The 26,321-nt window shown below is 58.7% G+C and carries 24 protein-coding genes and 1 pseudogene; 18 read left to right on the top strand and 7 right to left on the bottom strand.

Translation table 11 applies throughout. From position 1 onward, the window contains the following. Positions 1-40 precede the first annotated feature (40 nt). The 6 genes from CVS29_RS10585 (at position 41) to CVS29_RS10560 (ending at position 7,915) form a co-directional block, all read left to right on the top strand. The gene (locus CVS29_RS10585; RefSeq protein ID WP_110106498.1) at positions 41-277 is read left to right on the top strand and encodes a glutaredoxin family protein; all 237 of its coding nucleotides are present in this window, start codon (positions 41-43) and stop codon (positions 275-277) included. A 186-nt stretch (positions 278-463) separates the two neighbouring features. Then, positions 464-1,711: a HEPN-associated N-terminal domain-containing protein gene (locus CVS29_RS10580; RefSeq protein ID WP_110106300.1), complete on the top strand. Its 1,248-nt coding sequence runs from the start codon at positions 464-466 to the stop codon at positions 1,709-1,711. Between the two features lie 504 nt (positions 1,712-2,215). Further along, positions 2,216-2,764, top strand: coding sequence for a hypothetical protein (locus tag CVS29_RS10575; protein ID WP_146213038.1), 549 nt, complete (start codon positions 2,216-2,218; stop codon positions 2,762-2,764). Continuing rightward, the gene (gene mobF, locus CVS29_RS10570; protein ID WP_110106298.1) at positions 2,761-6,336 is read left to right on the top strand and encodes a MobF family relaxase; all 3,576 of its coding nucleotides are present in this window, start codon (positions 2,761-2,763) and stop codon (positions 6,334-6,336) included. Before CVS29_RS10575 ends, mobF begins: the two co-directional genes overlap by 4 nt. A gap of 27 nt (positions 6,337-6,363) precedes the next feature. Continuing rightward, entirely contained in the window at positions 6,364-6,948 is a 585-nt protein-coding gene (locus CVS29_RS10565; RefSeq protein WP_146213037.1) for a hypothetical protein, read from the top strand. A 544-nt stretch (positions 6,949-7,492) separates the two neighbouring features. After that, positions 7,493-7,915: a hypothetical protein gene (locus tag CVS29_RS10560; protein ID WP_110106296.1), complete on the top strand. Its 423-nt coding sequence runs from the start codon at positions 7,493-7,495 to the stop codon at positions 7,913-7,915. Positions 7,916-7,935: 20 nt separating this feature from the next. On the opposite strand, the gene CVS29_RS10555 is transcribed toward CVS29_RS10560, so the two are convergent. Continuing rightward, positions 7,936-9,123 carry a pentapeptide repeat-containing protein gene (locus CVS29_RS10555; protein WP_110106295.1) on the bottom strand — a complete coding sequence of 396 codons (1,188 nt, stop codon included), beginning with the start codon at positions 9,121-9,123 and terminating at the stop codon, positions 7,936-7,938. Between the two features lie 388 nt (positions 9,124-9,511). Here CVS29_RS10555 and CVS29_RS10550 point away from each other — a divergent pair, with 388 nt between their 5' ends. The 3 genes from CVS29_RS10550 to CVS29_RS18235 all read left to right on the top strand — a co-directional run bounded on the left by CVS29_RS10550 (position 9,512) and on the right by CVS29_RS18235 (position 11,854). Then, entirely contained in the window at positions 9,512-10,117 is a 606-nt protein-coding gene (locus tag CVS29_RS10550; protein ID WP_110106294.1) for a recombinase family protein, read from the top strand. Positions 10,118-10,530: 413 nt separating this feature from the next. Continuing rightward, entirely contained in the window at positions 10,531-11,139 is a 609-nt protein-coding gene (locus CVS29_RS10545) for a GNAT family N-acetyltransferase (RefSeq protein ID WP_211315123.1), read from the top strand. 457 nt (positions 11,140-11,596) lie between these two features. Beyond that, complete coding sequence (locus tag CVS29_RS18235; RefSeq protein WP_146213036.1) at positions 11,597-11,854, top strand: hypothetical protein; 258 nt, start codon at positions 11,597-11,599, stop codon at positions 11,852-11,854. Between the two features lie 137 nt (positions 11,855-11,991). Here CVS29_RS18235 and CVS29_RS10540 read toward each other — a convergent pair whose 3' ends face one another. Beyond that, complete coding sequence (locus CVS29_RS10540) at positions 11,992-12,360, bottom strand: VOC family protein (protein WP_110106293.1); 369 nt, start codon at positions 12,358-12,360, stop codon at positions 11,992-11,994. A 62-nt stretch (positions 12,361-12,422) separates the two neighbouring features. Then, entirely contained in the window at positions 12,423-12,980 is a 558-nt protein-coding gene (locus tag CVS29_RS10535) for a hypothetical protein (protein WP_110106292.1), read from the bottom strand. Between the two features lie 199 nt (positions 12,981-13,179). On the opposite strand from CVS29_RS10535, the gene CVS29_RS10530 reads away from it, so the two are divergent. From CVS29_RS10530 to CVS29_RS10495, 8 genes and pseudogenes are all read left to right on the top strand, one after another. Next, positions 13,180-13,620 carry a cytidine/deoxycytidylate deaminase family protein gene (locus CVS29_RS10530; RefSeq protein WP_110106291.1) on the top strand — a complete coding sequence of 147 codons (441 nt, stop codon included), beginning with the start codon at positions 13,180-13,182 and terminating at the stop codon, positions 13,618-13,620. A gap of 99 nt (positions 13,621-13,719) precedes the next feature. Continuing rightward, positions 13,720-14,331: a GrpB family protein gene (locus CVS29_RS10525; RefSeq protein ID WP_110106496.1), complete on the top strand. Its 612-nt coding sequence runs from the start codon at positions 13,720-13,722 to the stop codon at positions 14,329-14,331. A 206-nt stretch (positions 14,332-14,537) separates the two neighbouring features. Then, complete coding sequence (locus CVS29_RS10520) at positions 14,538-14,765, top strand: hypothetical protein (protein WP_110106290.1); 228 nt, start codon at positions 14,538-14,540, stop codon at positions 14,763-14,765. Between the two features lie 217 nt (positions 14,766-14,982). Next, a pseudogene (locus CVS29_RS19250) lies at positions 14,983-15,413 on the top strand (GNAT family N-acetyltransferase). Between the two features lie 217 nt (positions 15,414-15,630). Continuing rightward, positions 15,631-16,335 carry a hypothetical protein gene (locus tag CVS29_RS10510; protein WP_110106289.1) on the top strand — a complete coding sequence of 235 codons (705 nt, stop codon included), beginning with the start codon at positions 15,631-15,633 and terminating at the stop codon, positions 16,333-16,335. Between the two features lie 64 nt (positions 16,336-16,399). Beyond that, positions 16,400-17,083 (top strand): hypothetical protein, encoded by a 684-nt coding sequence (locus CVS29_RS10505; protein ID WP_170120956.1) that lies wholly within the window; start codon positions 16,400-16,402, stop codon positions 17,081-17,083. 722 nt (positions 17,084-17,805) lie between these two features. Next, positions 17,806-18,114 (top strand): type II toxin-antitoxin system Phd/YefM family antitoxin, encoded by a 309-nt coding sequence (locus tag CVS29_RS10500; protein ID WP_170120953.1) that lies wholly within the window; start codon positions 17,806-17,808, stop codon positions 18,112-18,114. Beyond that, positions 18,111-18,677 carry a type II toxin-antitoxin system RelE family toxin gene (locus CVS29_RS10495; RefSeq protein WP_110106287.1) on the top strand — a complete coding sequence of 189 codons (567 nt, stop codon included), beginning with the start codon at positions 18,111-18,113 and terminating at the stop codon, positions 18,675-18,677. The genes CVS29_RS10500 and CVS29_RS10495 overlap by 4 nt, the downstream gene beginning before the upstream one ends. 954 nt (positions 18,678-19,631) lie before the next feature. Here CVS29_RS10495 and CVS29_RS10490 read toward each other — a convergent pair. Together CVS29_RS10490 and CVS29_RS10485 are read right to left on the bottom strand one after the other, a co-directional pair. Continuing rightward, on the bottom strand, positions 19,632-21,005 hold the full coding sequence (locus CVS29_RS10490; protein ID WP_110106286.1) for an aspartate aminotransferase family protein: 1,374 nt from the start codon (positions 21,003-21,005) through the stop codon (positions 19,632-19,634). A 33-nt stretch (positions 21,006-21,038) separates the two neighbouring features. Continuing rightward, complete coding sequence (locus CVS29_RS10485; RefSeq protein WP_110106285.1) at positions 21,039-22,526, bottom strand: CoA-acylating methylmalonate-semialdehyde dehydrogenase; 1,488 nt, start codon at positions 22,524-22,526, stop codon at positions 21,039-21,041. Between the two features lie 128 nt (positions 22,527-22,654). Here CVS29_RS10485 and CVS29_RS10480 point away from each other — a divergent pair, with 128 nt between their 5' ends. Beyond that, positions 22,655-24,358 carry a PucR family transcriptional regulator gene (locus CVS29_RS10480; protein ID WP_110106284.1) on the top strand — a complete coding sequence of 568 codons (1,704 nt, stop codon included), beginning with the start codon at positions 22,655-22,657 and terminating at the stop codon, positions 24,356-24,358. A 71-nt stretch (positions 24,359-24,429) separates the two neighbouring features. Here CVS29_RS10480 and CVS29_RS10475 read toward each other — a convergent pair whose 3' ends face one another. Together CVS29_RS10475 and CVS29_RS10470 are read right to left on the bottom strand one after the other, a co-directional pair. Then, a complete protein-coding gene (locus CVS29_RS10475; protein ID WP_110106283.1) occupies positions 24,430-24,777 on the bottom strand; it encodes a cupin domain-containing protein in 348 nt (115 codons plus the stop codon). Positions 24,778-24,841: 64 nt separating this feature from the next. Further along, positions 24,842-26,269, bottom strand: a complete 1,428-nt coding sequence (locus CVS29_RS10470) for an NAD(P)/FAD-dependent oxidoreductase (protein WP_110106282.1) — start codon at positions 26,267-26,269, stop codon at positions 24,842-24,844. Positions 26,270-26,321: the final 52 nt, after the last annotated feature.

Here is a 26,321-nt window from a genome sequence, read left to right as displayed (position 1 = left end):
GCAGGCCGACCCGAAAGAAACAGAGAGTGAGGTGAGGGAAATGAACATCACGGTCTACAACAAGCCGGGCTGCCAGCAATGCAAATTCACCTGCCTGTCCCTAGACCATGCCGGAATCCCATACAACGTCGTCGACCTGACCACTAACGCCGCCGCCCTCGAGTACGTCCAAGACATTGGCTACTCCCAAGCACCCATCGTCGTCGTCAACGACCAGCACCACTGGTCGGGATTCAACCCCACCGAAATCGAACGACTCCGACTCGTCATCCACTAATCACCCCAAATAGGAGATCCAGTGCCGCATGAAAACCTCATGTGGAACTCCCCTAGGTGACGGCCATTCCTGTGACGGGGGCGCCGCCCACCATGACCCGGACGTTGAGGCTCGCAGCATGCAAAATGACGCCTTGCCAGATCCAGCCCGAATTAATGGGGCCACGTTTGTTAGTAGTCTGACCCTATGGGCGGAGCAAGTAGAGCATATGAGGAACGATTCGATCGCGGCTGGTCCGGTAGTGACAAGAGAGTTTGCGCCGAGTGCCTGACTGACGATTCACTGAAAGTTGCTGTGCATGCTGAGGAAGTGACCGGTGAGGGTAACTGTCTCTCCTGCGACGAGGAGTCGTCTGCTCCATTTGACGTGCTAATGGAGGCTTTTGTTGATGGCGTGAACTTCCTTTTTGATGACGCATTGAACTCTGTGCCATATGTGTCTACTGAAGGCGGTTTCGTAGGCGCCGAAACTACAGATTCATGGGATCTAATAGAACAGTTCGACGATTGTTTTGAATCGGAAAATGGACACCTTATCCAGGACGAAATACGAAGCTGCCTGGACGACAAGACCTGGGTCAACAGGGAAGACCCAGACTTTGGGCCTGAAGCAATGCTCGGGCAAGCATGGCAAAATTTCTGCAAGTCAATAAAATATGAATCACGGTTCGTATTTTGGCTCGACAAAAAGTCCAAGGCGGACTTGGAACAGTCCTCAGATGCATTCACACCAGCAAGCGCCCTTCAACACGTGAGTGAATTGATCGAGGAACTACGCCTCTATAAATCCTACGAAATAGGATATGTCTTCTTCCGATCACGGACATTTGACAAGCAGAATCTGCCCCCATCTACCTCAAGAGGACTTGGTACTTCACCAGCAAAGATAGCGCTGCAAGGCAACAGGATGAGTCCCGCGGGAATTCCCATGTTCTACGCCAGCGAGTCAGAAGTCGCTGCACTCGCAGAAGTGAGCGTCAGACTGGATCACAATGCGGCATCAGTAGGTACATTTGCCTCGACCAGAGAATTTAGCGTCGTTGACCTGACCGATCTCCCCCCAATGCCCAGCCCCTTTGACCCAGAAAAGCGAGACCAACGATGGATGATCTCGTTCTTGAATTCGTTCGTTGACGAGATTTCACAACCCATCGAGCTGGGCCGCGACCAAGTTGACTACGTACCCACGCAAGTGATGACCGAATACCTTCTGCGCATACACGAAAGCCCCAAACGCATTGATGGCATACGGTTCCATTCCGCAGCCCATCGAGGCGGAATCAACGTGGCGTTGGACATCTCAAATGAAAACTTCATTGAGAGGAATGTGGAAGGTGATGCCAGCGCGTTGCAGATGCAACTACTGTCCCATTCTGTATACCAAGCCGACGTGACGTGGACTGAGTACGACCCACCCTTGAAGGAACAGTTGTAGATTGGGTTCAGACCCATAGCTGGCGTCTTGGCCAGTGACTAGTGCACCCGACGAGCGAATCCTGTCCATAACTCCGACTGACAGGATATGCGCGTTCTCAATGGAGGCACTTTCGACGGGTGGAGGGGCACCTCTCACCATGGTTGTGAACGACCACCAGTACTGGCCAGGATTCAACCCCACCGAAATTGAGCGGCTCCGGCTCGCCACCCAATAGCCACCCCCAGCAGGAGAGGAGTGCCGCATGAAAAACTCATGCGGCACTCCCCAGCACCATCCCCATCCCCATCCCCATCCCCATCCCCATCCCACCGATATTTTCCTAAACCTATCGTTGCAGCCCGGTCTCACTACGACCAGTTCCCTTGGCAAAAGCACCCGAAAATACCCTGCTGATGACGCAGCCAAAAAGCCCTTCACACTGTTGGCACCGAGGTGGCCTCGCGTCACGGCAAGCGTGACGGCTGGTCATGGTGAAATCAGTCCCGGTCGATATGGAGGAGTATGACTACGCGAATCTGCCCCGAATGCACCACCGCCTTCACACCCTCGAGCACACGGCAGCTCTTCTGCCGCCCCGCGTGCGCGCACCGTCAACGGCAACGAAATTACCGGCACACCAGCCCGGCCGGATCACCAGCGGCCAAGACTCGAAATGATCAGTCCACTGCCAACAACCGGGAGGCGCTGGTGGCCCTCACCACCCTCTACGAGGCTACGATCCGGAATCTTCGATCTACCCATCAACGCAAGCTCGTCAGGATCACTCGGTCCTTTGAGAGCCAGCTGGCTGCAGCCCATGAACAGCTCAATGAACGTGCCCAAGCCGCGTCACGGGCACAGTCGAAGGCCGATGACCTGCAACGCTCGATGCAGCACCTGCAGCGTGAGAATGAGCAGCGACGCCTCAGCCAAGTCCAAGCCGTGAAGGACATGCGACTCCTCGCCGCCAAGGTCCTGACATTGCACTCGAACGCGAACATGCGGCTCGATCCGTCGACTGCGGCGATCTTCGCACGCCGCGGCTGGAACACAGAAATGGGCAAGTCATGACCGTCTCCATAGCCCGCCTCTCCACCGACGCCGGCGTCTCCTATCTCCTGAAGACCACCAGCCACGCCGACGTCGAAACCCGGGACATCACCGGCTACTACACCGATGCCAGCAACCCGCCCGGGCAATGGCTCGGCGCAGGACTTCCCGGCATCGAAATGAGTACCCATGCCACCGTCACCGATGCAGCCGCGAAGGCCCTCTTTGAACGAGGCGAACACCCCACCACGGGCGCATCCCTAGGTAGGACGCCTAACCAGGCAACCACCGTCACCGGAAGGAACGGCCAGCCCGCGCGCCGCGCTGCCGTGGCCGGCTTCGACCTGACCTTCAGCGTGCCAAAATCCATATCCGTGCTCTGGGCCCTGGGCAGTGACGCGTACAAGGACAAAATCATGGCAGCCCACCACACCGCACTCGAAGCCACCCTGGCCTGGTTGGAGACCTCCGCCATCCACACCCGCGCCGGCCACGGCGGCGTGGCCCACGTCAGCGTCCACGGCGCCATAGCGGCCGCCTTCGACCATTGGGAGTCCCGCTCCGGAGACCCCCAGCTGCACACCCACGTCGTAATCTCCAACCGGGCCCAACGCGTCAGCGACGGCGCCTGGACCACCCTTGACTCGCGCACCCTCTACAAGGCCACCGTGGCAGCCAGCCAACACTACAACGGGCTTCTTTACGACCAGCTCGGCCGAGATCTGGGAACCGAGGCTGAAGTTCGCATACCCACCAGCACCATCCACAATTTCAGTTTCGAACTCGCAGGTGTGGACGATGAACTCATCCGCGAGTTCTCCAGCCGGTCCCGGATAATCGATATTGAAGCGGCCCGCCTCATCCACGACTGGTCTGAAACCCACGGCCGGGAACCCAGCAACGCCGTCAAACTCAAACTCCGGCAGCAAGCAACACTGTCCACACGCACCGCCAAGAACCACGACATCATCCCCCTCAACACCCGCACCCGGCAGTGGCGAGAACGAGCCCAAGCCAGGGGCTTCGATCCCGAGGCCGTACTGGCAGCAACCATCAACCGCTCCCACACCCGCCCACTTACCTCCTCCGACACCGACGCTGTCTGGATCACCAGCACCGCCGGACTGGTGAAGGACCTGGTCGCCCGGCGCCGAGCCACCTGGAACCGTTGGAATCTGATCGCCGAAGCGGAACGGGTGTGCCTGGAAATCCGCTGCGCCACCCCCGCCGACCGTCTTAGCCTCATGGATGCCATCGCCACCGCTGCCGAGGAACAATCCGTCGCGCTCAACGAATTCCGCTACAGCATCCCCACCACTACTGCACCCGACCTGACCTTCAACGGCCGCAGCGTCTTTGATTTGGCCAGCGCCCACCTCTTCACCGACGTCTCCACACTGACGAATGAGGAAGCCATCATGAACGCCCACACGCACGACGCCGGCCCGCACCTCAATCAAACAACGGTCCAGGAAGCCCTCCAACAGTTCATCAGCCGCCGTGGAGAAGCCTTGCAAGGCGAACAACGCCGGGCCGCCGAGGCGGTCCTGGCCAGCGGGCGTCGGCTGGACGCCATCGTCGGTCCCGCCGGGACGGGCAAGACCACCACGATGAGCGCCGTCAAAGCCCTCTGGGAAGCCCACTTCGGGACAGGGACCGTCGTGGGGCTCGCCCCCGCTGCAGCGTCTGCCGACGTCCTCGGTCGCGAGCTCGAGCTGGCCACGGACAACGTGAGCAAATGGCTCTACGAATCCACAGGCCCGGGCGCCGCCATCCGGGCCGGACAGTACATACACGCCGCGGAAAGGTACCAGGCAGCCTGTCAATCCCCACGACTAGACAATCAGGCCCGAAAGGCCATGGAGCGCCTTGCGCAGCGCCTGAGTGCCCTTACATCGACCCAGTCGAAGTGGCAGCTTCGTCGGCACCAGCTGGTCATCATCGACGAAGCTTCTATGGTCTCCACCTACCAGCTCGCCGCCCTGCTCGATCAAGCCTCATCCGCCGGGGCCAAAGTCTTGCTCGTCGGTGATCCGGCTCAGCTGGACGCCATCGATGCCGGCGGCGTTCTTGGGTGGCTGGACAGGACGGGATGCGCACAACGTCTCACCACCGTCTGGCGCTTCACGAACGACTGGGAACGCGCCGCCTCCCTGAAACTTCGCAAGGGCGACTTCGACGTCATCGCCGACTACGACGCCCACGAACGCATCAGCAGCGGCACCTACGACGCCATGGTCGACGACGCCTACAACCACTGGGACGCCGACATCCGCACCGGCCAGACCTCGATCCTCATCGCCCCCGACAACGACACCGTCGCCATGCTCAACGAACGAGCCCAGGCAGACCGTGTCGGCACCGGCGCCGTCGACGCGGAAGCCACCGTCGGTCTCAGTGACGGCCTCCACGCCGGACAAGGTGACACGATCCTGGCCAGGCGCAACGACCGCCACATCCTCGACGACACGGGAGACTTCATCCGCAACGGCACCCTCATCACCGTCTCCGGCTCGCCCAACCCCGATGGGTCCATCGATGGGATCCGACAGGACAACGGTGCAAGGATCCTCCTAGGCGCCAGCTACCTTGCCGAGTCCGTGGAGCTCGGCTACGCCACCACCGCCCACCGCTCCCAAGGAATCACCGTGGACACCGGCCACACCCTCGTCAGCGAGGGCAGGCTCACCCGGGAACTCTTCTACGTCTCCATGACTCGAGGAAAGGCCGGCAACCACGCCTACATCAGCGAACCCGACCCGCGCGACCATCATGGCGTGGACTCATCGACCCTGCCTGACTGGCGGGAAATCCTGGGAGGCGTGCTCTCCGTCGAAGGTGCCGAACACGCCGCCCACGAAGTCCACGAGGAACAACAGAACCAAGCCAACTCGCTGTCCCGCCTGCTCGCTGAGCACGACTACCTTGCACAAATAGCAGCGTCCGACGACGTCACCCACCTCATCAGCACCCACTCCCCAGAGCTCGTAACAGTGATGCGTGAATCGGCGTCCTGGGGCGCCATGGTCGCCGCATGGGGCCGCACCGCCGTCATTGACCGAAACCTTGCAGGGCAAGCCCTGGCCGACGGTCTCCGACCAGCAGATGGTGCCCGGGACGTTGCCGCCGACGTGCAGTCCAGCCTGCAAGCACTCCAACGCCGGCGACGCTCCGAGGAAACACTGGGGACCGTGCCAGCATCGGTGCCCACAAACCGGGACGATCTCCAAGAACTGCTCAGCGATGTTCAACAGCGGATCACCAAAAGAATGGCCGAGGTGGCCGTCCACGCCCTCGCCAACGAAGAACCATGGATGGGCGTGCTGCGCTCACAAACCGGCCTGCAGGCCAATGACGGAACGTGGAAGCCGCTGGTGCGTGACGTCGCAGGCTTCCGAGACCGTTGGGATATTGACAACCCGGAGTTGCCCCTCGGATCAATGCCCGCCTCCGCTGACTGGAACCACTCCGACCAGCGGGCCAGGCTCGAGGCCCGCATCACCGCTGCCCACGACAGCACCCCCACGACGACGTCACCCGAGCCGACAGCCCGACGGCAATCACCAGTGCCCGTTGTCGGACCCTCGCTGTAAAATCAGTACAAAGGCAGAGGTCGAGTCATGCGAACGAACCCAATGGTCAAACCCCAAGCCTCATCCGGCTGGGCAGTCACACTCGCCGTGATCAGCTGCGTGTGCCTCACCACCGCCATTAGGCTGTTCATAGCCCAGACGGCGGCCGCAGTGGTCGGTTTGGCCTTCGCGGCTGCGGCCGTAGTCTTGGCCGGCATTGCAGCAACCATCTGGGTCGTAAAAGTCCGCCGTTCGCGGGCGTGGATTACCCATGCCGTCCAACAATGGGAGCATTTCTCCACCGTCAAAAGCCAGCTCGGAGTCACGACCGAAATCACCATCCTGGACATTCACTCATTGGACCCCACAGGCACTTGGGTCACCCTACGCTGGGACAAGTTCGGATATGTTCAACGGGCATGGATGGAAGCCATCCCAGACGAAATTTGGCGGGGCTCAGTCCTCCTGATCTCACCGGATCCAAACCAGATACAGGTACACGGGCCATGGCCCGAGGTCTACTGTCTGATGGCTGCTGATTACCACACCTACGCATCGTCGGCCGCCATCCCCTTCGTCACAGATCCCAAATACCGACCACGAGTCCAAGTCAACTCTTCCAAGGCAAGATAGGTGGCAGGTGACCACGTGGCGCCCGACATTCAACAACTATGCTCAGCCGACGCCCGCCTGTTTCTGTCAATTGGCGCCGTCATCAGGGACGGCAGATATCGTTTGGAGTGACTCCAGAAACCTTCCCGGCCATTGGCATGTCTCGTATCCCATGGGTTCTGCGACACTGAGGTTATGAGACAGTCAGTGACATCAACTTCTATAGCATTCTCCACTCATGAAGCTTGGGCGATTGGTATTTCCGGATGACGCCAGATTGACCGACCAAAGGTCAGCGCCGCCAACACAGGTGCTATCCAGGTGTACTGGGCCAAGACCGATACTTTCGAGATCGTGTTTGAGTGGGTCGATTGTCACAATAATTCCCATCCGAACCCCGGCCTGAAGCACCAAATTCTCGAAGGGCACCGGTAAACACACTATGCTCGTGCAATCGGCCGGTTGCCCGACGACCAGGCCAACAAAACGACTTCATGGCCTTCCTTTAAGTTCACCATGACCTGGTAGTGACAGCCCGACAAATAACGAGAAATAAGGAGGCCACGTGACTACGGAATTTTGGACGATCGTCAGCGCAGTAAGTGCCATCATTGCAGCACTGGGCGCGATTATCGTGCCTATCATCATCTATAAGTTGAGCAAGCGACCAACAGAACCTTGGGAACTCAAAAGACTCGAAGATACCCTATGGCAGCTCAAGTATCTCGGCAAGTCCCCCGTCTGGGTTACGTATTTCCTCAACTTCCATGGTGGCCCAGTAACTATAATGAACGGTGCAGGCGCTCCCGTCATGCCGTGGACTCACGGACGAACTGAGATTCTCAGACTCGGTACCCAAATCACGGGAACGGAGTTGACGGTCTTCTATCGGGACGTAAAACCTACCGAAGCGGAACTAACCATGGCCCCGGAGTACGGCACCCCGGATGGCATGAATTCACCGCTGTGGAGCCAATCGGTCTGGTAACTGGTCCGGTTCATTACATCTTATTTGACCGGCAACCCTCGAACAGTATCAAGACCCTGAGCTCCGACGGACTCCAAATAATCGTGAGTTACTAACTTCACTAACCCCAAGTCGTCTCTCACGATCGCCCCCTCTAAAACAGCCCCGGCAAGATTAGCCTTCATAAAGTTCGCATTGCTCAAGTCAGCGCCCACTAAGATCGCACCGTTTAGTCGCGCACCCGTCAGATCCGCGCCGTTAAGGCTTGCCTCGGTCATGTCCGCTCCAGTTAAGGTCGCACCTTTCAGAGTCGCCATGCTCAGGGTCGCCTGGGGAAGCTTGGCATCGCCCAAATGAGCCATATCTAGGATGCCTTCAGATAGGTCAGCCTGACTTAAGTCGGCGGCGCTCAAACCTGCGAGGGTGAAGTTGGCACGGATCAGATTCGCAGATCTTAGGCTGGCGCTGAAGAGATTTGCGCGAACCAAGTTCGCATTGAGGAGAGTCACTCGAGTCAGGTTCGCGTGGTCCAGCTGCGCTTCTGCGAGGTTTGAAAATCCGAAATTTGTATAGGCCAAGCACGCATTTGATAATCTTATTCCTCCCAAATATGTCCTGGACAAATCGAACGAGACTTGATTGCTGTCTAAGAATTTACGGCGTCCGAACACTGTTACGGCTGCAGCGACGTCGGTCACCAATACAGCATTCGCGCCCACCATCTTGGCCACTGAGGATCTCTCCCGGGCAAATGCACAGAGCACGTCCAAAATCGTCTGTCGGTCCCGCGGGGAGTCCTGGGCAATCCGTTCGAGAGCATATATTCCACCCAGCCGAATGGACGGCGACGACTCGGCCCCCAACTGCTTGACAGCTTCGGTATACCGATTTGTACGATTCGCGTCTCGATCGAGTTCTTGTCTCTCCCTGTCCAATTCTTGGCTTCGACGGTCCAGATTATGTTTGGACAAACTAATAAGAAGAGTAAAGATTGCGATGCAGCCACCGACGGAGAACAGAACGCCCTGTCGGGCATCGGTAACCGCCTTGACGAATTCTGCCGAGCTAAGAGGCTTCAAGGGATCAACAATTGCTCTGGTAGACCAGTTCACCAAGGCCTCCGGCAGCAACCAAATGGCCGCAATCGAAGCAGCAACGAAAGCGCACGCCCCAAACCACCGCCAGCGTAGATGATTCTTATTCTCAACATGCAGATTTACCTCAGTCATACCTGCATCATGCACCACCGGTGAATGAACATGGAAAATGACAGTTAAGCGCCGGCTCTGAACAACGTCACGATATCGAATTACCCCACCTGCTGTCCGTCCGCGTACAGGGACGCCGGTAACGGTGGAACTTGCCGAACGGATCCGCGCAGCCTGCTCACCTATAGCGCGTGCCGTTCGACACGCAGGTGTCCTTTCCCCTTAGCGTCAGTTGGAACCGATCCGACCGAGCCGCCTGTCTCGCATCCCTAGGGATACAAGACAACTGATCGAGACACTGCACGATCCTTGAAAATTCAAAGGCGACCACGTCTTGCTACTATGTCTCATAAGCAAGGGCTGGGATTGCGGTAGGCAACCACTGTTGCGCGACACTTTGGAGAAGACAATGGGCAAGCTCATCGGGTACGCACGCGTATCGACCCGGGTACAGGACGCTGACCGACAAATCACTGACTTACTCGGTGCCGGTGTGCGCCACGATGACCTCTATACGGACCACGGAGTCAGTGGTGCCAGGACCAGCCGGCCAAGTTTCGATAATGCCGTCAAGGCCCTTCATGAAGGCGATACCCTCGTGATAACCACTTTGGACCGGCTCGGACGATCCACCGCCAATATGCTGGATCTCTCCCAAGGGCTGCGGGAGCGCAAAATCGGGCTGCGTGTGCTGAATCTAGGAGGCGGCGATGTGGACACGGGCACGCCCATGGGTTCAATGGTCTTCACCGTCATGGCAGCACTGGCGCAAATGGAACTGGACATCAAGCGGGAACGCATCACCGATTCAGTGTCCAAACGCCGAGCCGCCGGCAAAGACCTGGGCGGCCGTCGGCCACAGTTCACCAACAGCCAGATCGACAATGCCCGACGACTCATCGATGCCGGCCAATCCGCCACCCAAGTCGCCCGAGATCTAGGCATGTCCCGAGCGACCCTGTACCGTCGCATCGCAGAGATCGAAGCCCAGAACTGGATCACCACTCAAGACTGAATCTTGTCGGGGCAGGGACGGCAAAGGAAATACAGGGCCCTAACAACCATGATCATGCGCTTATCGCCAACCGCTGTACCTCTGGTCCCCTAAGAGCAAGACGGGCCAGACCACTCCCCCACCCAGATGAACCTTGCCCAAAGCCATTTGGCCTGTACCGTATGACGCTCCGTCACCGGACGGTTCACCGGACACCCTAAATGGACACTGCATGGCCCACCAATTGCAAGGCAGCAGGTCAGCCGCCGGTGCGTCAGCTGAAGGACCGGCTTGCGGAACACTCCTCACGGTGGCCGTGGTTCGCCTGTTGTCCACATACTTTGAGGCGTACCGCGCTTTACCGCGGCTATGATTCGATAACGCGAAACGCCGTATACATCCACAACGATTGAATCTTCAAGGGGCACGATGACGTGGTGACGACCAATGACGAGCAAATCCATACGGACTACGCCCAAAATAACCCGACTCAAATGCAGTGGCTGACCACGCCGACAATGGTTGATCCCGTTGTGCGGCGACAACTTATGCTGTGTTGGCGAGATGTGTCGAACGCGGGCGGTGCCGTGGGATTCCCATTCCCACCGGTTTCCGAAGAGCAAGTCCTGGTGTCACTTGATGCCATGATTGAATCTCTTGACGAACCGGCCAATCGGCTTCTGCTGGCCACTATCAACGGGGAGCTAGCCGGGTGGCTGTTCCAGGTTGGAAATGCAAACGAGCTCACAGCGCACTGGGCACGAGTGCTGCGCGTCCAGACTGCCCTCAGCTTTCGGAAACGCGGGGTCGGGCGGGCGCTCATGGCCGAGGTGGAACGGGCAGCCACCGAGGACCTCACTCTTGAACAGCTGCATCTTGAACTGCGCTCCGGTATGGGCCTTGAGGGCTTTTACGAATCTTGCGGTTGGCAGGAAATCGGGCGTTGGCCCAAGGCTCTCCGGTTTCCTGACGGCGACCAAGACGAAGTCCTCATGGCCCTGCCACTGCGCCAAACCTCCGAAACGGCCGTTAGTGCCCGGTAGCCGTTCCCCGCCGGACGGCTAATTTGATCTCACAGCTACTGCTGCCTCAGCCGATCAGGCCGACCTGTGATCGACCGGCTTGCGGGACGCCAGTGCGGTAGATCGATTTCGAGACGAGTGCTACCAGTTCTGACCGCCCGCGCCCTATTCACGCGCGCCCTTCGTTCCTAGACTGAGGCATGAGTAAAACTGCCAAACGCGCCATATGGATAGCAGGATATTTAGTCCTCTGCTGGTTGATGTATCAGTTGTTGGGTTGGCTCGGTCTGCTGATGCTAGTGCTAGCCGGAATCGTTGGTGGAATTGCCGCAGTCTTCATAAACCGGAAAATCACTAGGGATCAGCATCGTTCACTTCCTTAAATCCGCCCCACAAGGCGTTCCCCTGAGAGACATTGGATCAGCAACAATTCTCGTCTAGATCCTACGGCCTAGCATGCCGAAATCTGACCTGCTAAATGGACACTTCGCTGGCTATTTCGTCAGGGTTCATTCGTGGTTTCCTCTTGTCTTGCAGGACTGTTTTCTTCCCGATTTCTAAGTACCATCCAAGCCCGAAGTGCCTGAAAAAAGCAGAAGCCGCAAAGTACAAGCGCGGCGACAGCTACCCACGTTTTGATAGAAGTTTCCCAGTCAAAGAGCACAAGGCAGGCGATGAAGGCGCTTGCCGCCAAAAGGAGATGATTATTCCTGAACGACCGCACCCGAGCAGTTGATGACTGCCGCAACTTATCTCCATTCATAGCTAAAGGTAACAAGCTGACTACAGGATACATAGGTCCTTGCAAGGTCCCGTAGCGGGTTCCACATGTGGGAGCCATCAATCATCGATCCCCGTTGTCCGCTCGCCAGCTCAGAGCGGAGCAGCCCAGTCGGGCATCTTTATGAGGCAGAAGGGGTGGCCGGAGGGATCGACAAAGACGTGATCTGCGGCGTGGACTTTGCGTGCGCCCAGGGCCTGCACTCGTGTGCTCGCCTCATCGATATCTTCGACCATGATGTCGAGATGGAACTGTTGTGAGCTCGACGGGTCTGGCCAGGTGGGTGGTACGTGTCCCGGAGCATTTTGGAACGCCAGACCCGATGACGTGTCATTGGCTGCCACGACGATCCACTCTTCCGAGCTGAAGGTGATCGGCAGTCCAAGAATCGCCGAGTAGAAGTGCGCAAGACCTGAAGGGTCAGCCGTATCAAGAACGACGTGATGCAAACGCCCGATCATGCTCCAATCCTTTCAGGCATATCCCGCTTCAGAAGTGCAATCTTGTTCCATTTGACGTTCCACTACTGGGATGGGACGATCCTGTCTGAATCGCCGGTCTCGTGGGTTGCCTCCGCTTCTGCTGCAACAGCAAGCTCCCCGTCAGAAATGCTGAGCATCAACGAGCTCTCGCGCGTAGTGAAGAGATGTGTGACTATTTCTCGGTGGTTGACTTTCCAAATACTGGGCGGCACCTCTTGGTCCTCCCACGGCCTGCTCGGCGGGCCGTACAGATCGGTCAACATACCCGACACTGCGTCGTGGCCCAGGCGGGTCTCAGGGGCCCGCGCTTTGGGGAACGTGTATAGGTGGAAGTGAACGCTCATGAACCTGCCGTGAAACAAATTCCATGAAGCAAAGGAAATACCTGGCAGGTCAGTGAGGAGGGTATACGACGCCGCGGATGACGCGTCCGAGTCGTGGTCCAAGCGTTCTCCGGATTCGAAGAGGAGGTGCCTGAAGAGAGTCTCGCGTTCCTCATCGGTGCTCGGCCATGTTCCTTCCACCAGCTGCGCCACTAGGGCAGCAACTGTGGCTGGACCAGGAATCAGTTCGCTTCTCGGCTCTATGATCGCGGGCATATGGTGACACTACCTCCATGGCACGGCGAAAACACCCGCTCACCTCAATGACTCAAGAAAATGATGACTCGTGAGCGACGGGGTCGAGACCAAACAAGTGTGTTCAACTCTCACCGTCACGCGGCCACCAAGAGGATCCTGTCCCGCAGACCGTTCCACATACGGGCGATGCAGACGTTAGCCCTCTTACTATTGGTGTATGCCCAATTCACTTCCTGCTTCTGCGCTCCCCTTGTCAGAGATCGAGAAGTCTCTCATCGGCCTGGCACGCGAGACAATCAATGCAACCACTGATGCCGGACCTGGGAACGAAGGTGTGCACACAATGGGCGCTGCGGTTCGAGCAAAAGACGGACGGACCTTTTCAGGCGTGAATCTGTACCACTTCACAGGCGGTCCCTGCGCGGAGCTCGTCGCGCTCGGAGCAGCGCGCGCCGCAGGTGCGGCTGAATTAACTCACATTGTGGCCGTTGGAAATCATGACCGAGGCGTGAAAAGTCCTTGCGGGCGGGATCGGCAGATTCTTGTTGATTACTACCCAGGAATCCGCGTAATCCTCGATACTCCACATGGACTTGTGAGCGTTATTGCCAGCGACCTCTTGCCGTTCAGCTACGACTACCTTGCCGAGCAAGTCTGAATTAGGACGTCCGGTAAACGGTTCCGTTTATGGAGTCCCTTTGCCAACGTGAGAATGTTGCAGAGCTCAAAAGCGGTCAGGATCAGTGAGAATAGGCTCATGCCACACCCCAACGACATCGTGACGTTTCATGACCCGCCCATTCCCGAAGGGCATTCCGCCTATATTCCTGGCGCCGGACCCTCACTTAATTTCGACGTAGTCGATTGGAGTGACGCTTGGCCCGGGCAATTCCACGTGCTCGCCAAGGAGATCAAGGACGCCCTGGGCTGGCGCGCGCTAGTGATCGAACATGTTGGTTCGACGTCAGTTCCAGGCCTGCCCGCTAAGCCGATTATCGACATTGACCTGATCGTCGCCGACCCCAACGATGAGGAGTCATACGTTCCAGCACTTGAACGTGCCGGTTTCGAACTACGGGTTCGGGAGCCTTGGTGGTTCGGACACCGCGTCCTGCGCCACTTGGAGCCAGCTTGCCATCTTCACGTCTTTGGATATGACAGCCCCGAGGTAATCAAGCATCGAATCTTCCGAGACTGGCTTCGCGCCAATCCTGACGATCGTGTTCTCTACGCAGATACAAAACGTGAGGCGGCAGCTTTGTCACGGGCTGCCGGCGAACACTCCATGCAATACAACGCCCGCAAGGAACTCGTAATCAAAGAAATTTACCGTAAAGCGTTCATCGCCACAGGCCTACTCAAGGCCTAGAAACCACCAGCAGGGGCGCACCGTCCCGGTGATGGTTCCCCTCTGGAACTGCGATGGAGCGACTTTTCAGCCCCAGCGCCCGCATGAATCCATGGGCCGGTGCCCGACCGGCTAACGAGACAGTTCGCCAATTTCTATACGGGACACCCGGCGCGGGACGCACTTCGCTGCTACCCAAATTCTTGCCGCCGTTCTAGGGTGGGGTCATGGTGGATTGGGAAGCAGCCAGCCGACAAAGCGACTTGCGATTGTGGCGAGCCATGTTCTGGATTCACATCGTACTTTTAGTGCTCGGAATCGTTAGTCTGCTTCTCGTTATTTTTGGGTCCGAGGGCAATCCCAACCCGTGGGCACTTGTGCCGGGCATCGCCATAGTGGTCATGGTGGCAATCTTGCTGCCCAACTCTTACAAGAAGTGGCAATCAAACAGATAGGCCAGAAACTCCATACGATCTGCGAAGGCGTGACCATGGGCAAATATTGTCCTGCGGACTAGGCGCCGGTCGGTCAAGGTTCGGCTACGGGACACGATAAGCGCCGCGCGGTCATGGGCAGCCGCGGTGGGATGCTTATTCTGTGGACCTGAAAACAAACACCAATGTGCCAGTAGTCGCCATTCGTCCGTACCGCCTCTCGGACGCTGCAGACACCATGGCGATCTTCCTTGGCGCAGTGACCGAAACAGCTGCCTCCGATTACTCGCCCGAGCAGATTGAGGCGTGGGCACGGCCAGAAGCGCGCGAACTGTCCGCCTGGCACGCCGCGATGAACGCGCGGAATAGTTACGTGGCGACCGTGGATGGAGAGCCAGCAGGCTTCTCCGACGTAGACCCGAAAGGGTATATAGACATGATGTTCGTGTCCCCGCGGTACCTACGACCGGGGTAGCACGCCTCCTGCTTGCCGACGTGGAGGCCCACGCACGCGCAGAGCGTCTGACAGAACTGACCGCCGATGTCAGCATCACGGCCCGACCGTTCTTCGAGCGCTACGGGTTCGTCGTCAAGGCAAAACAACATCCCGTGATGGTCGGCGTGCAGCTAACCAACTACGCAATGACGAAGAACCTGCTCGGCAACTGATCCGCACAGGGAATCAGACTTCTCCCAGCAGCAAGAGTCCCGTTCGAGGTTCTACGGGACAGTGGACGGCATTGATCAGGTGGGTTTGAGCCAAGATTATTCGAGGCAAGAATGGCTTTTGCGTGCGGCCGAGACTTCCTCGTGTCAGACTGGCTCAATGATCCCGCCGGCTGGGTCTTGCTCAGAGAATACATTCTCCTTTTGAAAGGCTTGTGGCGTGACGCTATTGAATGACCGTTATGTCCCCATTACCTCCGGTCTTGGCTTCCTCGAGGCGCCTTTAGGTGAGGTTGCGCAGGCCTTAGAACAATGGCGTGTGGCTATCCATGGTTCGGCTAGGCAAGAACGTTTTCTTGGTGGGTTTGAGGATAACGTGCTGAAACTTGAACCTCTGGTATCCGGGTGGACCTCAAGAGAACTACTGGTAGCCACGAGCAATCCGAACTGGACTGCCTTCTTCGACTGTGACGTTCTAGGGGGTGACCAAAAAACTCCTATTAGTTATCTAGCCAAGACTATGGGTTGTCATGGTCTATTTGTTTGTTCGGTCCCAGCATCAAAAGATGCCTCACGCGGGCCGTGGGGTGGGATTCAGTACAAGCTATACGGGCCAGTGGGAACGCCATCGAATTATGTGCGTGCTATTTCTTTGAGTCAGGATGGGGCGCGCTGGTCCTTCGATGCCGATGACAAGCCGGTCCTAGATTTCGAGGAGGTTGAAGCGTATACGAGTAGGAAAGTTCGTGACCGGTTCACTCTGGACATGCTCAAACGGTATTGCGCAGCCCTGGGGCTGCATCCCTTTGATGCAGAGTTCTATCCGGGGCCGTCAATTCTGGTAACCAACGCCTCAGAACTGCAAACTCAGGAAACCTCGTTGACCCTCGCAGAGGTAAGAGAACGAATGGGCCTCAGCAACTAAGAACAGCGCCATCCCCACACCCCGCAGAGTAGATCGCTCAGACCAGAATGGACCCGATAAACCGATGAACACTCAACACCCCTTGAGCGATGCGACCACGACCCTCGGTCTGGATACACCCCACATGGTGCTGGGCCCCTCTCGGGAGGAAGTCGCCGTGTGGGGTCCTGATATCACGGGTGAATCAGCCTGGAGTATCCAGAAAATTCTCAACGCCCAAGGTAGTAGTTGGCATGCCTTCGTTATCGGTGGCGATCTTCTAGACGCCGATGACCTCGCCTCTGAATGGGAAGCCCTCTCCGAGGATGATGACTGCTCAGCCCAGGAGCTAGATAGTCTTCGCGAGAATGATGCCAGAGCCGAATTTTCCTTACCCAGCAACGACACACCTGCACAAGCCCTTGTCACCTCTGGACTTGAGCTTCCCGATGAGAGCCCGATCTCTGATGTTGGTGGGACGCTGATCGCCATGCGATTGGCGTATCCAGGTGATGTTATTGCCCATCTTGAATGGGAAGGTGCCGATAACTGGGGAAGCAGGACAGCCCTGAGCGTTATCTTGCGCCGCTGGTACCTCGAAGCGGGGGCAGTTCCTTTACATCTCTCCGATACCGACGATGCAACCATGACCCTAGCCATCGCAGACCTACCAAAGATGATCGACGATGTTCAGGGGGCCTGTGATGAGTTCACCGTGCTCTCAACAACACCCTCAGGAACGACCATCGCCCAACTCTGGTGGGACTAACACGAGTGAATGTTTGCTAGGCAGCTTTGGTGAATCGTCCACAGTTAGCATCTCAAATCCGACTCAAGGGCTCCGGACTTCTGCCCACCATCTGCCATATTCCCCGGTGGGTATCTACTGGACCGTAGGCCGAACGATAATTGAGACAAGTTATCGCTTTGACAAGTGGTCGACCAGATATGCCGAGGCTTTTAGGGTGAGACGGGGTTGGGCAGTCCGCAGGCATCGTATTGCTGTGACGTTATGTTCTGCTGGATCTACTCCAGCTTCGTCAAGAACATTCTTTGCCCATTCGTGTGCGGCCGAGGCTGGTCCGGCTAAGTCTGACGAACCGCCAAAGATGCTCTGCAGTCGCTGTCGAGGATCTTCTTTGTCGCCGAAAACCTTTGCCGCTAGTTCGCTCTGCATGGTTCCATCCTGTCTATGTTGCCTTTTGGACAGTCTAAGCAAAGACCAAGCACGTTATCGAGCCTATCCCGCAAGCCGGTCGACCCCCGGCCCGTGGATTCATGCGCGCGCTGGAGCTGAAAAGTCGCTCCATGGCAGTTCCAGAGGGGAACCCAAGGCTCCCCATACGGGACATTTAAGCCGTTGTGAATCATTGACCATTACGGCCAACACGGAAAGCGGACATAATCCATTCCCGATCGGCGTTGACGCCACGGCGATCGCGGTGCACGCGACCGATTGAGAATCTACATAGAAATCTGTATAGTTCATATATGACCACCATGACGATCACAGAAGCATCACGTGCCGGCTTGTCCTCCTTAGTTGCCTCGGCTGAAGCGGGAAACGACGTGCCACTTTCCCGACATGGCCGGGTCGTCGCCGAAGTTGTTTCCGCTGAGGAAATCTCCAGCCTTCGGCGGGACCGTGACACTCTGCGCGATGCAGCTCTCGTCATGGCTCGTTTCGCCACCGACAGCGGCGTCCGCACCGATCTAGACCAGGCCATGGAATTCTTTGGATTCACCCGTGCTGAGCTGGAGGCCGAGATTGCTGCCGACATCGCCGCAGGGCGAGCGTGAGCCCACACCCGCAGCGCGTCTGCGTCGTTCGACTCACCGAAGATGCCGTTGCCGACCTTCACCGGCTCAGTAAGAAAGACCCTCAGATCGTCCGCACCGTCTTCAAGAAGATGCTGCTCTTGGAGCGCTCGACCAACGCAGGCGAACCCCTGTTGGGCGCCTTGATTGGTTTCCGCAAACTTGTTGTAGGGGACCGCGATTGGCGCATTGTCTGGAGAGTCACCGCAGACACAGATGGCACACCAATCCTTGACATCTCCGAAATATGGGCCGTGGGCGTTAGGTCGGACAGAGAAATCTACGAAGAACTCAAAGCACGAGTCGCACGGATAGGAGATGACCCCAAGCTTCAACCGCTAAAAGACGTCATCACCCAAATGGGACGTCTTTACGAATCCGTTGAAGCTGCCGCAGAACCCACCAGGGAATCCACTCTTCCGAGCTGGCTTCAGACCGCCCTCCGCGATCAACTCAACCTTGCCCCGGAAGAAATCTTCAACCTGACCGAACAGCAAGGTCAAGAGTTGTTGATGGAACACTGGTCCAACCAGCGCAAGGAATAGGCACTCAAGCCTCGCGAGCCAGACCAATTGATCGACAAGGAATTCCGGCAGTAGGCGACCATGTCATGCCAAAACAAATGGTGTCGGTTTGGTTGCCCAGATTTCGTCGACCCGTTGCCAATGTTCGCAACCAAGTCTCGACGAACCTACTATTACCTTGCACCGAGCCCCGGCGTAAGATAATCACCAATGACAGCGACCTCCAGGTGAGCGGGCACCTCACACATGGCACACTCTGCCCAGAAGTTGAACCTGAATCCGCACAGGGTCACCGGCCCATCCAGTGGCACTCCCCTTTTATTCCCCTTTTTCAACCAAGAACGACGGCAGTCCACGACACGCCATAGCCTTTGGAACCCATGAAGTAGCGCGGAAACACGCGGATTTTGGCAGTCAACGACAACAGGCAAATCCAGATGATGAGTTTCTCTTGGTCGTGGGTTCAATTCCCGCCCGGGGCACCAATGTGATGTCTCGGGCCATAGTTGCCACTATGTCGCGGGACACGGTTCCGCCTTGATGTGGGAACGCAAAGGGTTACACCTCGGACTTCGGACCGGAGCGTATCTTTTTTCTTTCCGCTCCTTATGCCGGTCCCAGGGACCACGTTCTGGATCCCCATGCCGTGCTCCACAAACTTTGATGCGCAGTTGCCCGCCTCCAAATGCCCGACCAGCATCTATAGCCGCCCCCACTCCGGTCAAAAGCAAGCACTAGCAAGAAACACTGAACTGACCTGGAAACCTTGAAAAACTGACTGCCAAGAATTGGCCCCCTGTCCCTGCACTCCCGGCGAGGCATGGCATCGAAGCGAGCAGAATGTGGCAGCAAGGCGACGACCAGATTATCCCCGCCGATCCTCAGCTTCGCCAACCACCCCGCCACGCCCAAAAATGAATCCGCTCCCACCGGACGTAATCAATCAGCGCTCAGAGGCAGGCGGTGGATCACGGCTCAGGCGATCAGCGCATCGGCGATCGCCAGGACGTCATCGAGAATCCCTAGGCCCAGGCTTGCATCCTCCACGCTGATGTTGCAAGGGGGCACTACGTGGATGCGGTTGAGGTTGGTGAAGGTAATCAGGCCCTTCTCCTTGGCCGCCGCCACGATCTGGCCCATTTCCGGTGATGAGCCACCGTACGGGGCCAAGGGCTCACGTGTTTGGCGGTCCTTGACAAGTTCAATGGCCCAGAACACACCAGTCCCACGGACCTCACCCACGGAGCGGTGACGCTCGGCGAAGCCGCGCAACGCTGGGCCGATGACGCTCTCACCCAAGGTGGCCGCGTGCCCCACTATGCCCTCATCCTCCATGGCATTGATGGTTGCGACGGCCGCCGCAGTTGCCAGCGGGTGGCCTGAGTATGTGAGGCCGCCCGGGTAGACGCGCGAGCCAAAAGTCGCCGCGATGGCCGGGCTGATGGCAACGCCGCCCAGCGGCACGTACCCGGAGTTCACACCCTTGGCAAAGGTCAACAGATCGGGCACAACGTCAAAGTGGTCAACGGCAAACCATTTTCCGGTACGCCCAAAACCTGCCATGACCTCATCGGCAATGAACACGATCCCATACTTGGTGCACAGTTCACGCACGCCCTGCAGGTATCCGGGCGGCGGGACCTGGATGCCGGCGGTTCCCGGGATGCTTTCCAGGATCAGCGCGGCAATCGTGGCGGGCCCCTCAAGGGCGATCAGCTGATCGAGGTGCTCCAACGCACGCTGACATTCCTCTTCCTCGGTGGTGGCGTGGAAGGCCGTGCGGTACAGGTACGGCGGGAAGAAATGCACGGTACCCGTGCTGGCGTTGTCGCTGGGCCACCTGCGGGGATCGCCTGTCATGTTGATGGCAAGCTGAGTTCCACCGTGGTAGGAACGGTAGGCGGAAAGCACTTTGTGCTTGCCCGTGTGCAAGCGCGCCATCCGCACGGCGTGTTCGTTGGCGTCGGCCCCGCCGTTGGTGAAGAAGATTCGATCCAGCTCACCCGGTGTGCGCTCGGCAATCAGGCGGGCAGCCTCGGAACGGGCAGCATTGGCGTAGCTGGGGGCGATGGTGCACAAGGTGGTGGCCTGCGCCGCAATGGCCGCCACCACGGCGGGATGTTGGTGGCCAATGTTGGTGTTGACCAGCTGGGAGGAAAAGTCGAGGTACTTCTTCCCCTCCCCAGCCCACAGGTAGGAGCCTTGGGCGGCGGTGACAACCATGGGATTGATCGAATCCTGTGCCGACCACGAATGAAACACATGCTTGCGGTCAAGCTCCCAGGTGCGGTGGGCATCTTCGGTGATGCCGGTCTGAGGCCCGGTACCGCTTTCAACGATGGACGTCATTGTTTTCTCCTTAAGATCTCTGCGGTTGGTCGGTTAGACGTTCTGGGGGAAGCCGAGGTTGATGCCACGGTTGCTGGGGTCCGACCAGCGGGTGGTGACGGCTTTGCCTCGGGTGAAGAAGTTCACACCCTCTGTTCCGTGCGCATGGGTGTCGCCAAAGAGGGAGTTCTTCCAGCCGCCGAAGGAATAGTAGGCCATCGGAACGGGGACGGAAATGTTGATGCCCACCATGCCCACCTGCACCTCATTTTCGAAGCGGCGGGCGGCACCGCCGTCGCTGGTGAAAATAGCGGTGCCGTTGCCGTAGGGACTGCCGTTGACCAGCGCCAGTGCTTCGTCAAAGCTGTCCACGCGCAAAACCGACAGAACCGGGCCAAAGATTTCATCCGTGTAGATGCTCATGTCCGTGCTGACGTTGTCGAAGAGGGTGGGGCCTAGGAAGAATCCGCTGCCTTCGGCGTCGGGCGCCACGTTCCGGCCATCCACCACAAGGGTTGCCCCAGCGGCCTCTCCGGCATCAACATAGCCGGAAACTTTTTCCAAGTGGGCCGCTGAAACAAGCGGTCCCATGTCAGAACCGCGCAGCCCGTCGCCTGTGCGCAGCTCACCGGCGCGCTGGGCAATCTTTCCGACCAGTTCATCAGCTATGCCACCCACGGCAACCAAGGCAGAGATCGCCATGCAACGTTCGCCCGCCGAGCCGAAGCCGGCGTTGATGGCGGCATCGGCGGCTAGGTCCAGGTCCGCGTCGGGCAGGACGATCATGTGGTTCTTGGCCCCACCGAGCGCCTGGACCCGCTTGCCGTTGGCTGTTGCCGTCTTGTACACGTACTGGGCGATGGGAGTGGAACCAACAAAGGATACAGCCATAATGTCGGGGTGGGTCAACAACGAGTCAACGGCAACCTTGTCGCCCTGCACCACGTTGAACACGCCGTCAGGCAGGCCAGCCTCTTTCCATAATTCCGCCATCCAGATGGCTGCTGTGGGAACCTTTTCGCTGGGCTTGAGGATCACGGTATTGCCCGCGGCAATGGCCAGCGGGAAGAACCACATGGGCACCATGGCTGGGAAGTTGAAAGGGCTGATGATCGCGACCGGGCCCAAGGCCTGGCGGACGGAGTGGATGTCAACCTTGGTTGAGGCGTTCTCCGTGTAGGAGCCCTTGATCAGGTGCGCGATGCCACAGGCGAACTCAACCACTTCCTGGCCGCGGGAAACTTCCCCGAGTGCGTCATCGAGCACCTTGCCATGTTCGGCCGTGATGATCGCGGCCAGTTCACCCTTGCGTGCGTTGAGCAGTTCACGGAATGCGAAGAGGATCTGGGTGCGGCGGGCAAGGGACGCATCACGCCATGCCGGGAAGGCGGCCTTGGCCGCAGCCACGGCTACATCAACATCTTCGGCGCGGGCCAACACCACGTTTCCTGTGACCTTACCCGTGGCTGGGTTGGTGACCTCTGAGGTGCGCTCGCCTGCTTTGACCGGGCTGCCGTTGATCCAATGCTCAATGGTGTTCACGTTATCTCCTGTAGATGAATTCCAATGCGAGGAGTTCTCCCCGGCGTTGACTCCAGTCTGCCGCGGTTCAAACACAGACGATAGGAGCCATGTGTAAAGAATTCAATGAGATCCATTACACTGTGTAAATGCTGCCAACATTGCGCTCTATCCTGAACCTGCCTGTGGTCCGCGCTGCCGATCCCGAAATCCTGGGCGGAGGCGGCAGTTTGGGCGGAGACGGCAGTTTGGGCGGGGACGGTGGCCTTGATGCCCCCGTCCGGTGGGTCCACGTCAGTGAGTTGCTGGATTTGGCCGGGCTGCTCTCTGGTGGCGAGTTGGTCCTCACTACCGGCCTTGAGCTGGATAAGGACCCGGGCCGCACCGCTGCGTACATCCGCTCCCTTGAAACCGCGGGCGCAGCCGGGCTGATCATCGAGCGCACAGCACCGAGGGGAAGTACCACGGCGGCACTCAAGGATGCAGCCAAGGCGGCGGGAATGCCGATCGCCGTGGTGCACCGCCGTGTCAGGTTCGTTGAAATCACCGAGATCGTGCACAGGATGATCGTTGCCGAACAGCTGGAAAAGGTGGAACACGCAAGGGATGTCCATGAGGCGTTCACCGTCTTGAGTCTTGAAAGCGCCGGGACCGCGCAAGTGGTGGAACAGGCCGCGGCGATGATTGGGGCATCCGTGGTGCTTGAGGACCTCCAACATCATGCCCTGGCCTTTTCGGCGCAGGGCTTACCCGCCGCAGAATTGCTCCACGATTGGGAGCGGCGCTCCCGCACGACTCCTCCGGCCCGGCCCGCCGCCGATTCAACGGCAAGAGCTAACACCGTGGCTCGTAGCGGTCCTGAGGGCTGGCTGCAGGTTCCGGTTGGCATTAAAGCTCAGCTGTGGGGACGCTTGGTGGTGCCGCTGCCACCGGACAGCCCCCACGAGGACGAGGCTGCGGTTATGGTCCTCGAGCGCGCGGCCCAGACGCTTGCTATCAACCGGCTGGCCGAAAGGGATCAGCGCGGGCTCTCCGAACAAGCCCAAGCAGGCCTGCTCAGCGCCCTGCGCCAGCCCCGCGGACTGACCGAGGCCGAGGCGCTGGCTCGCGCCGGGTCCCTGGGCTTGAAACGCTCACCCTTCTACCTTCCCCTGGTCTTTCGCAGCCTCCATCAGGACTCATCCCCGGGCGATCCCCTAGCCAACCAGCAGCAAGAACGGGCACTGCTTGAACTCCTGGCCACGGCCTTGAAATCCACGGCGGGCAATGCGCTCACGGCCAGCATCGAATCGGGTTCAGTGGGCATGCTCCTTGGCCTTGCGGCCAAGGAACTCGAAGACCACACCCTTCAGCGCCTGGCGGCTGCACTCTCCACCCAGGTGGGCCACGGCGAAGGTGACTTAGCCGCCCGCTGGATCATCGGCGTCGGACGCTACCGCTCAACGCTACTTGAGGCGGCCGCAGGCATTGACGAAGCTACGCACGTGGCAGACACAGCGGCAACGTTGCGCAAACAAGACAGGGCTTACTACCGGGCCACGGACATCAGGCTGGGCGGCCTCTTGGCCCTGATTCGCAACGATCCGCGCGTGCAGCAATTTGCCGAGTCCGAGCTGGAAACCGTTTTGGCGGCCGAGGCCGAAGGCGCACAGGGATACTTGGAGCTACTGGGCCGCTATCTCGACTCCGGAGGCAACAAGGCGGCCATGGCCCGCAGCGGATACCTGAGCCGGCCAACCCTGTATGCCCGCCTCGCCAAGTTGGAACAGCTTCTGGAGGTTGACCTCGAGGACCCTGAATCGCGGACGTCACTGCACGTGGCACTGATGCTGCACAGGCTTCGCGGCCAGTAGCCTGCCGGTGCCGCAACGGCGCGGTGCCGCAACGGCGCGTTACCTCAACGGTCCGGCACCTCAACGGCGCGTTATTCGCTGGCGAAGTACACCTTGCGCAACGTCTCGGTGACGGTCCAGGCTGTGCGTTGGCCGGCGCGGAGGCGGACAACGTCCCCTGCGGCGATGTCCAGCGCGTGTGCTGTACCGAGGAAGTCTATGCGGGCCCTGCCGGCGAGCACAACGAAGACCTCCTCGGCCTCGGTGTCGGTTGCGGTCCCGGGCGTCATTTCCCAAATGCCCACGCTGACGCCATCCAAGCCTTCAAGCTCGTGAATCGCGGTACTGGGGTTTCCCGCCAGCACGTCCTCGGCGGGGACCCGCTGGTGCTCCAGCTCAAGGCCGGGCGCCGAAAACCATTCGGCAGTCTTGACACTCATTGGTGTGTTCCTTTGTTGAAAAGTGGCGTGCGGGTGCCGCGGCTTATGCGGCACCCGCACTGGTTTAAGAGTCGAAACCAAGCCCGACGGCGTCGAGCGTCTTCAGGATCACGTTGCGTTTGCCCTCGTTGTGGTCCGCGCGGTCCATGGACCAGCGGGTCAGGTTGATGCCTATGGACGCGAGCGGCTCAGGCGGGAACGGCAACGGCCGTTTGCTGACCATCTCAAGACGGGTCCGCTCGGTGTCCTTGCCTGCGAGCAGGTCCAGCATGACATCGGCGGCGAACCTGGTTGCCCCCACCCCCAGCCCGGTGAATCCTGCCGCGTAGGCCACCCGCCCCTTGCGGGCCGTGCCGAAGAACGCGCAGAACTGGGTGCTTGAATCGATGCCACCACCCCACTTGTGGGAGAACTTCAGGCCTTCAAGCTGCGGGAAGGTGGTGAAAAAGTGGCTGGCCAGCTTCGCGAAGGACTCCTCCCGCAACTCATATTCTTCCTTGACCTTCCGGCCCGGATAATAAACGGCGTCATACCCTCCGAAGAGGATGCGGTTGTCCTTGCTCAGACGGTAGTAGTGGAATTGGTTGGCCATGTCGCCGATGCCGTGGCGGTTCTTCCAGCCAATCGAAGCGAGTTGCTCGGCTGAGAGCGGCTCGGTCATGAGTGCATAGTCGTAGACAGGGACAGTCATGAGGCTGTTGCGTTTGAGCAGTGAGGGGAACACATTGGTGCCGAGGGCCACCTGCTTGCCCGTAACACTGCTAGTGACACCACCCGAGACTGACTCAACGCGCACGCCATGAGCCTGATCCTCCAAGCTGGTAATAGGTGACTGCTCAAAGATGCGGACACCTAGCTCGCTCACAACACGTGCCAACTCGGCAACCAGCTTCGCGGGATGGACCATGGCTGTATCGTCCTTGAACCACCGCCCGGCAAGGTACGTCGGTGAGTTCACCAGCGAACGTACGCCGTCCTGGTCGAAGAACTCGCCACCTTCTTCATCGCCCTCCAGCCAGGGAACCTGATGCGGTTCCACTGCTACGTTCAGCTGCCCGGTCCGCTCGAATTCGCAGTCCATCGAGTAACGTTCGACTGTTTCGGCGATACCGTCAAGATTTTCCATGCCAAGGCGTTCCAGCTGCTCCAGTTCTTTGGGCCAGCGATTCTTACCGTTTTCATAGCCGTGCGTGAGGCTTGCCTCGCAGAAGCCGCCGTTGCGCCCGGAAGCAGCCCAGCCAAGACGCTGCGCCTCAACCACGACGACGTCCAGGCTAGGGTTGCGCTCCTTGGCCCGCAATGCGGTCCACAGCCCGGTGTAGCCACCACCGACTATCACCAGATCGGCCTGCAACTTCCCCTCAAGGCGAGGGTAGCGAATCACGTCCGGCCCTAGATCATCGATCCAAAACGGACGGGGAACAGTTCCTGACAATGATGCTTCAACAACAGCTGAGCTGGGGAATTTCCGTTCAAATACGGTGGTATGCACTTAAATCTCTCCTACTTGGGCGGCCGTCCCGGCACCGGAAACCTTGATGGCG

The sequence above is a fragment of the Arthrobacter psychrochitiniphilus genome, from assembly GCF_003185915.1.
In the GTDB taxonomy this organism is placed as follows: domain Bacteria; phylum Actinomycetota; class Actinomycetes; order Actinomycetales; family Micrococcaceae; genus Specibacter; species Specibacter psychrochitiniphilus.
This window is presented reverse-complemented; position numbering and strand designations above follow the sequence as displayed.